General features: G+C 45.4%; 5 protein-coding genes. 2 read left to right on the forward strand and 3 right to left on the reverse strand.

Going from position 1 to position 6,203, the window contains the following annotated elements; translation table 11 throughout:
* Nucleotides 1–352 precede the first annotated feature (352 nt).
* From Q0200_RS08205 to sstT, 3 genes are all read right to left on the reverse strand, one after another.
* Nucleotides 353–790, reverse strand: a complete 438-nt coding sequence (locus tag Q0200_RS08205) for a hypothetical protein (protein WP_297940098.1) — start codon at nt 788–790, stop codon at nt 353–355.
* A 171-nt stretch (nt 791–961) separates the two neighbouring features.
* The gene (locus Q0200_RS08210) at nt 962–2,683 is read right to left on the reverse strand and encodes a M3 family oligoendopeptidase (protein ID WP_297940101.1); all 1,722 of its coding nucleotides are present in this window, start codon (nt 2,681–2,683) and stop codon (nt 962–964) included.
* Between the two features lie 15 nt (nt 2,684–2,698).
* Nucleotides 2,699–4,003, reverse strand: coding sequence for a serine/threonine transporter SstT (sstT, locus tag Q0200_RS08215; RefSeq protein WP_297940104.1), 1,305 nt, complete (start codon nt 4,001–4,003; stop codon nt 2,699–2,701).
* Nucleotides 4,004–4,145: 142 nt separating this feature from the next.
* Between sstT and metK the strand changes: the two genes are divergently transcribed.
* A complete protein-coding gene (metK, locus tag Q0200_RS08220) occupies nt 4,146–5,348 on the forward strand; it encodes a methionine adenosyltransferase (RefSeq protein WP_297940107.1) in 1,203 nt (400 codons plus the stop codon).
* 131 nt (nt 5,349–5,479) lie between these two features.
* Nucleotides 5,480–6,073, forward strand: coding sequence for a hypothetical protein (locus Q0200_RS08225; protein ID WP_297940110.1), 594 nt, complete (start codon nt 5,480–5,482; stop codon nt 6,071–6,073).
* The last annotated feature ends 130 nt before the right edge of the window (nt 6,074–6,203 follow it).

The raw sequence follows: 6,203 nt of genomic DNA on the forward strand, positions 1-6,203 counted from the left end.
GCAGACACAGAATAAAATATAAGTGGTGGGGTTTATCCTCACCATTTTTTTTTATCGCAAAAGTGTGAAAAACAGCCCTTTAGTTTAAAAATTATAAATCAATTTTTTATATTAAGGAATAAGAATATTGATATCAACAAAATCGCTGTAAATAGGATAATATTTTGCTTAAGTAAATTTAGTAAATTTAAGACAAAATCCGTGTCCGTCAAAATACATACGCAAAGCGTAGTAAGCGCTATAAAGCCGCCTATTTTGGCAAAACTAATATCGCCCGGCCTGAATGAAGGAAAAGCGTATAAAAGTAAACCTATAAAAAATAGCGCGAGCAAAACGGCGGGTAAAAGTTTGCTCACTTTTTAAATAGATCTTTATTGTTTGGGTTTGACATTAACGCCGACATCGACTTTTCAAGCTGATTTTTTTGAGATTTGTAAATAGAAAAATTTACCAAAATCGGGCTGTTTTCCACCAAAATTTGCACGATAGCTCCAAGCGGAAAGCTAACGATGCTGGCGAAATTTTCCTTACCAAAACCCGCCTCGAAGCTTAGCTCCTCTGGCGTGAGTTTGGCGCTGCTAAAGGTGTAGCCAGCAAGCGTAAAGACGATAACGGGCGCCGTAAAAGTGCTCTTAATATACTCCGGCAGCTCGGGGTTAAATTTAACTAGATCAAGGTTGGCCATTGCCGAAAAGGAGCGGTCGTTTTTTAACAGATACTCCACGCACTCAAAAACGTGCTCCTTCATCATCGCCGCAAATCTCTCGTCGTCTAAAATCTCATCAAGCATTTTACCTCCTTTTTGTGCCTTTTTAAATTTTGCCGCCCGTCGCCGCGCCGAATTTGGCTTCAAATAAACGCAAAATTTAGCGTCAAATTTGTCGCCTTATGCTCGGTTCTGCTAGTCAAATTTGGCCGCGCTTTTAAATTTACTCCCCAAAGCGCGTCAAATTTGCGTTCGCTACGCCTCCTGGCAAAACTCCTCCACTAGCTTTCTAATCTCGTTTATACCGATCTGCCAAAACGCCGCGTCCTCTATATCAAAGCCGAACATCCCGACTAGCTCTTTTGGCGAGCGCGAGCCGCCCGCGCTTAAAAACTCGGTGTAAATTTGGACGAAATTTTCGCATTTGCCGCTTTTATAAAGCCCAAAAATCGCCAGCACCAAAAGCTGTGCGTACGAGTAGGCGTAGCAGTAAAACGGCGTGTGGATAAAGTGCGGGATATAGCTCCACCAAATTTTATAATAGTCGTTTAGCTCGACGCTTTGCCCGAACATTTTGGCGCTCTCTTCGAGCCAAATTTTATTTAGCTCCTCGGCGCTGATCTCGCCGTCATGCGCGTGAACTCGGCGCTCAAAGGTCGTGAAGTTTATCTGGCGGTAGAGCGTGGCGAAGATATCCTCGATCTTGCCCGCAAGCAGGGCGATTTTTTCTTTGCCTTTTAGCGTATCTTTGACATGATCGAAAACCAGCATCTCGCAAAAGACCGATGCCGTCTCCGCCGTAGTTAGCGGCGTGTCGGCGTTTAGAAATCCTACGCTTTCATAGGCTAGATTTTGATGCGCGGCGTGGCCTAGCTCGTGCGCTAGGGTAAAAAGATCCCGCCTCTCGTCGGTGTGATTTAAAAGTACGTAAGGATGAGCCTTTGCGACGCCTGATTGAGAAAATGCGCCGCCTCGTTTATTTTCAGCCGGATATACGTCGATCCAGCCCTCTTTAAACGCGCGAGCGGCTATCTCGCCGAATTTAGGGCTAAATTTGGTAAAGGTCTCAAGTACGATTTTTTTGCACTCTTCAAATTTATAAACGCTCTTGCTTTCGCCCAGCGGCGCGTATCTATCGTAGTCGTAGAGCTTTTTAAAGCCTAAAATTTTGCGCTTTTTCTCGTAAAATTTAATCGGCAGATCAAAGCTCGTCTCGGCGGCCTTTATGAGCGCATCCACGCTAGCTTTGGTTGTTTGGTTTGAAAAATGTCGCGGACTTTCTGGCAGATCAAATTTCCTCAGCTCGCAGCTAGTTTTTAAGCTGGTTTTTATCATATTATAGATGTAGCTAAGCAGATGCTGCTGCGGCGCAAGACCGTCTGAGAGGCTCTTTGCGGCCGCTTTTCGCTCGGCTCGGTCTGGGCTGTGAAGCTTGGATAAAATTTCCTCTTCGCCTAACATTTTGCCTTTAAATTTAAACTTAAGCGTGCTTAGCGTCTCGTCAAAAAGCCGCGAGAAGCCCTCCGCGCCCGTGTTTGCCGTGCGGAGTAAAATTTGCTCCTCTTTTAGGCTTAGCTGGTGGGCTTTTTCTTTTGCTATACTATCTAGATAGTAGTCTAGTCTTTGGCTTTTAGCGATGATTTTGTTTTGTCTGGCTTCGTCAAATTCGTTAAATTTAAGCTCGAAAAAGAGCAGATGATTTTGCGCTTTTGAGCTAAGCTCGTCAAATTTGGCGTAAAACGCGCCCTTTGAGGTGTCTTTTGAAAAGACCAGGCTCACGTAAATTTGCACGCGAGCGATGTTTTCTAGTAAATTTTCATACTCGTTAAGCGCGTTTAAAAACTCCTCGTCGCTTAAATTTAAAAATTTATCCGAATATTTTGCTTCAAATTTTTCGCATTCGCTTTGTAGCGAAAGAGCCGAAATCTCGAGCTCTTTTTCGCTTTTAAAAAGCGGGGTTAAGTCCCAAACGTTCATTTTGTTGCCTTAAATTTACTCTATAGTCTCTGAAGCTACGGCTGTGAAAAGCACGTCTGAGGCGCTATTTACGGCTGTTTCTACCGAGTCTTGGATCACGCCGATGATAAATCCTACGCCGACAACCTGCATCGCGATATCGTTACCGATACCAAATAGCGCGCAAGCAAGCGGCACGAGTAGTAGCGAACCGCCCGCGACGCCTGAAGCTCCGCACGCGCCAAGAGCCGAGATAAAGCAAAGCAGCAAAGCATCGCCAAAATCTACCGTGATAGATGGGATCGAATTTACCGCCGCAAGCGCCAAGATGCCGATAGTTACGGCTGCGCCGCCCATGTTTATAGTAGCTCCTAGCGGGATAGAGATCGAGTAGAGCTCCTCTTTTAGTCCTAGCTTTTTACAAAGCGCCATATTTACCGGGATGTTTGCCGCCGAGCTACGGGTGAAAAACGCCGTAACCGCGCTCTCTCTCACGCAAGTCATCACGAGCGGATAAGGGTTTTTCTTGGTAACCGCAAACACCATCGCAGGGTAAACGACGAAGGAAACGAAGGCCATCGCGCCTACTAGAACGAGGATTAGTTTTAGGTAGCCCGCAAGCGCCTCAAAGCCCGTCTCGTGGATGCTGATAGTAACTAGGCCAAAGATACCAAACGGCGCGAGGCGGATGATAAATCTAACGATTTTAGTCACGCCGTCGCTAACGTCTTGAAATACTTTTTTGGTTTCTTGCGTGCAAAATCTCATCGCGATACCGCCGCCAACGGCCCAAGTGATGATGCCGATGTAGTTGCCCGTAGAAAGCGCGGTGATAGGGTTTTGAACCATCTTAAAGATGAGGTCTTTTAGGACATCGACGATGCCTTGCGGGGCGCTCATATTTGCGCTCTCGACGCCTTTTAGCACGAGCTCCATCGGGAAAAGAAAGCTTGCTACGACCGCAACTACGGCAGCTAAAAACGTGCCGACTAGGTAAAGCGTAACTACCTTTTGCATGCCTTTTGCGTGGCCGAATTCCTTTACGATGATAGATGTCGCTACCAGTACGAAAACTAGGATAGGCGCGATAGCTTTAAGCGCGCCGACGAATAGATTACCCAAGACGGCGATAGAGTTTGCGACGGAATTTGCTACATCGGTTAGATCTTTTTTTGCTGCGGCTAGCTGCGCTGCGTCGCTCACGCCTTTTGCGATTAGTTCGTTATAAGGAGCCGCCTGATAGTGCGTCCAAAAGCCGATAACGGCGCCTAGAGCTATGCCGATTAAAATTTGAACGATCAAATTTCCGTCGGCGAACCTTTTTGCTAGTTTGCTAAACATTCTAGTGTCCTTGCCTTAAAATTTAATTTTAGTTTAGGATTATAGCCGAATTTACGCGGAATTTACAAGCTTTGAGCGAGATTAATTTGAATTTTATTATGAAATGTTACAATTGCGAGATTAATTTTCATAAAGGAAAAGTATGTATTTATTTACTTCAGAGGTTGTGAGCCCGGGTCACCCGGATAAATGCGCCGACATCATTGCCGACAGTATCGTCGATACGATCCTAATGCAAGATCCAAACGGCCGCGTCGCTAGCGAGGTTTTCGTCGCGGGTAAAAACATTATAATAGGCGGCGAGATAAACTCTAAGGTTAAGTTAAGTTTCAAAGACTACGAGAGTATCGTTAAAAACGCGCTGGCTAAAATCGGCTACGACGGCAAGTCTAAATTTACTAAAGAGCAGTGCCTGCATCCAGACGACATCGAGATAAAAGTCTGCGTAAATCAGCAAAGTACCGATATAAATCAAGGCGTTGATCAAGAAGGCGGCGAGATAGGCGCAGGGGATCAGGGCATAATGTTTGGCTTTGCTAGCTGCGAAGCGAACGAATATATGCCGGCAGCCATAACCTACGCTAGAATGCTTTGCGATAAGGTTTATAAATTTGCCAAAGCTAATCCCGATAAACTGGGCGTCGATATCAAAACCCAGGTCACCGTAGACTACGGCACGAAGGATAACTTTGAAAGCTGCAAGCCTCAAAGCATCCACACTATCGTTGTTTCGGCGCCTTGCGTCGAGACGATGAAGATAGAAGAGCTACGCGCTCTAGTACAAACTCTCATCGACGATGCGGGCTTGCCAAAGGGTCTTTACGATAAAAGTAAAACGCTCATCTACATCAACCCGACCGGCCGATATGTAAATCACAGCTCGCTTCACGACAGCGGGCTAACGGGTCGCAAGCTCATCGTAGATAGCTTTGGCGGATATAGCCCGATAGGCGGCGGCGCGCAAAGCAGCAAGGACTACACCAAAGTCGATCGCAGCGGTCTTTACGCGGCGCGCTGGATAGCTAAAAATATCGTCGCGGCAGGCCTTGCTAAAAAATGCATTGTTCAGCTAAGCTACGCTATCGGTATGGCAAAGCCAACCTCTGTGAGCGTCGATACGATGGGCACGCAGATAGTGGGCGTAAACGACGATATGCTGTCAAATTTCGTTAGCGAAAATTTCGCCCTCACTCCGCGCTGGATCACGAATAAATTCGGCCTGGATAAACCTGGCAAGGATACGTTTTTATACGCTAAAGTAGCGGCCAAAGGTCAAGTCGGAAACGCCAAATATCCGTGGGAAAAACTTGACGCGGTTGATACTTTTAAAGCTTTGATTAAATAAATCCTTAAGCCCGCTAAATTTGAGGCGGGCTTAAATTTACCCTTAAATTTAAGGCTTCGTATGAAATTTCATCCCGCTTTACGTCTTAAATTTACCTCACAAAAGCTTGGCAAAATTTAAAGAGAGTTAAAATGCAAACGGCGACAAACCAAAACGGCAAAAACAAGATGCTTGGACTCGTTTTGCTCGGGCTTTGCGCTTTTTATTTTCTTTGCGCGCTAGGTATTTTCGTATTGCCTTTTGACGTGCTGGCGCGCTCCTCTTTGGCGCGAGATTTTGTTGAGCTTGCGCTTAAAATTTACCCCGCAGTAGAGCGAGCCTTTACTCATACCGATTTTACGCAAAAGGCAGCGCTTTATATCGCTTATATGGGAGCCGTCAAGGTCGTCACGCTTGTTGTTTATGTGGGTTGCTTTTTGGGTCATAGGGTCGGTAGAGTCGCTATGGCAAATGCCGTAAAAAAACAAAGTGCCACAACGAGAGCATTTGTTTCTATTTTTGGTATTTTTGCTACGGCATTGATGATAAATTTGGACTTTAACGGCACCTATATCGGTTATCGCAATCCAAGATACTCGTCTGAATATGAATGGGTACTGAAATATACAGGCGAACTATTTTGGCAGATGACGATTGATTTTTGCATTTTGTGCGGAGTGGCGGCTTTTATTATCTATACGGTAGCGACTATTTTAGCCGTATTCTGCAAACGTAAAAACGCCTAAATTTAGCAAATTTATCTGAAAAATTTATCGAGCAAGCCTTGCTTTGGCGTGATTATCTCAGACGGCGAGCCGTTTACGCTGTGATAGATGGCTTTGCCGTATTTCGTCGCGTAGTATTTGAGCAAATTTC

It is taken from the genome of uncultured Campylobacter sp., assembly GCF_938045225.1.
Classification (GTDB): Bacteria; Campylobacterota; Campylobacteria; order Campylobacterales; family Campylobacteraceae; genus Campylobacter_A.